The organism is Kitasatospora sp. NPDC001225 (assembly GCF_053597855.1).
In genome coordinates this window covers 1-2,095 of the sequence record NZ_JBSFJC010000385.1, presented here as the reverse complement: position 1 = coordinate 2,095, position 2,095 = coordinate 1, and the positions used below count along the sequence as shown (strand labels likewise).

1 protein-coding gene is annotated in these 2,095 nt (G+C 76.9%); it reads right to left on the bottom strand.

Annotated features, from left to right (window positions below; genetic code table 11):
* Positions 1-2,095 (bottom strand): condensation domain-containing protein (locus ACWDCZ_RS40705; protein WP_449818640.1); only part of this gene is annotated, 2,095 nt, incomplete at both ends.

The window sequence follows — 2,095 nt, the reverse complement described above, 5'->3', positions numbered from 1 at the left end:
GCCTCGACCAGGGCGGGCAGGGTCGCCGGGGGCACCGGGGCGAGCGCCGGGCGGGCGGGGCCGTGCAGCAGCCGCTCCCGTTCGCCGGGCGGCAGCAGGTCGAGCCCGTCCAGCGGGGTGGCGCCGTCCGAGGCGGCCAGCGCGTTCAGGGTGTGCAGCAGCTGGTCGGCGAGCCGCCCGGCGGTCCGCCGGTCGAGGAAGCGCGGGTCGTGGCCGAGTTCCACGGCGAGCCGCTCGCCGGGCGAGACGACCACGGTGAGCGGGTAGTTGGTGGCCTCCCGGGCGTCCAGGTCGCGTACCAGCAGGCCGTACGCGCCGGCCGTGGCGTCGCCGACCGGGTAGTTCTCGAAGACCACCAGGCTGTCGAACAGCTCGGTGCCCGGCGGGACCTGACTCAGCCCGTGCATCCGGGCGAGCGGCAGGTGGTCGAAGCGGCGGTCCTCGGCCTGCTCCTCCTGGAGGGTGCGCAGCCAGTCGGCGCAGGGCTGCCGGCCGTCGACGGCGACCCGGGCGGGCAGGGTGGTGATGAACAGGCCGACGATGCCGTCGGAGCCGGCCAGGTCGGCGGGCCGGCCGGAGACGGTGGTGCCGAAGCAGACCCGCTGCTCCCCGCTCCAGCGCGACAGCAGCAGCGCCCAGGCTCCCTGCACCACGGTGTTGAGGGTGAGGCGGTGGCGGCGGGCGAACTCCTGGAGCCGCGCGGTCGCGGCCTCGTCCAGCCGGTGCGAGAGCCAGTCGCCGGAGCGGGCGGTGTCGCCCTGAGCGGGCCGGCGGTCGTAGGGCAGCGGGGTGGGGGCGGCGAGGTCGGCCAGCACGCCGCGCCAGTGCTCGACGGCGGCACCGGTGTCGCGGGCGGCGAGCCAGCGGACGTACTCGGCGAAGGGGCGGCGCTCGGGCAGCTCGGGACGCTCGCCCCGGGCGAGGGCGGCGTGGGCGGCCAGCACGTCGGCGAGGACGTGGAAGACGCTCCAGCCGTCCAGCAGCACGTGGTGGAAGGCCCAGACCACCCGGACCTGGTCCGGGCCGAGCCGGACCAGGTCGAGCCGCAGCAGCGGGGGCCGGTCCAGGACCAGCGGGCGGGCCCGCTGGTCGGCGAGCACTTCCTCCAGCCGGGCGGCGCGCTCGGCCTCGCCCAGCTCGCTCCAGTCGTGCTCGGTGACCGGCAGTTGCGCCTGGCGGTGGACCACCTGGAGCGGCACCGGCACGTCGCGCAGCGCCACCGAGGTGCGCAGCACCGGGGTGCGGTCGACGACGTGCTGCCAGGCGGCGGCCAGCAGGCCCGGGTCGCGGGCGCCGTCCAGGACGAAGGTGATCTGCTCGACGTACAGGCCGTGTTCGGCCTCGTCCAGGCCGTGCACCACCATGCCGGTCTGGGTGGGGGTGAGCGGCTGGATCTCCGTCACCTCCCGTCCGGTGCCGGCCAGCCGGTCGACGCCGGCCTGGTCGAGGCCGGCCAGCGGGAAGTCGGAGGGGGTGCGGCCGCCGGCGCCGGGCTCGGCGCAGTGGCGGACGAGCTCCCGCAGCTCGTCCAGCAGTTCGGCGGCCAGCCGGGCGACCGTGCCGCTGTGGTGCACCGCGCGGGAGTAGGACCAGGTGAAGGAGAGCCGGCCCTCGGCGACCAGGCCGAGCACGTCCAGCAGGTGGGGGCGGCGGGCGGTGCGGTCCATGCCGCCGGTGAGCGGGCCGGCCGGGGCGTGCAGCAGGCCGCCGGGGGTGGCGCTCCAGTCCTGCCGGCCCAGGTAGTTGAAGCCGATCCGCGGCAGCGCCAGGCCCGGCACCGGCTTGAGGTGGCGCAGGGCGCCGTGGCCGAGGCCGCCGCCGGGGACGGCGCGCAGGCTCTCCTTGACGGCCTTCAGGGCGGTGCCGGGGTCGGCGTCCGGGGGCACGTCCAGGGCGACGGGGTACATCGTGGTGAACCAGCCGACGGTCCGGGAGAGGTCGACGCCGTCGAAGGGCTCCTCGCGGCCGTGGCCCTCCAGGGCGACCAGCACCCGGCCGCGTCCGGTCCAGCGGGCCAGCACCCGGCCGAGGGCGCAGAGCAGGACGTCGTTGACCCGGGTGCGGTAGGCCTCCGGGACGTTCTGGAGCTGCCGGC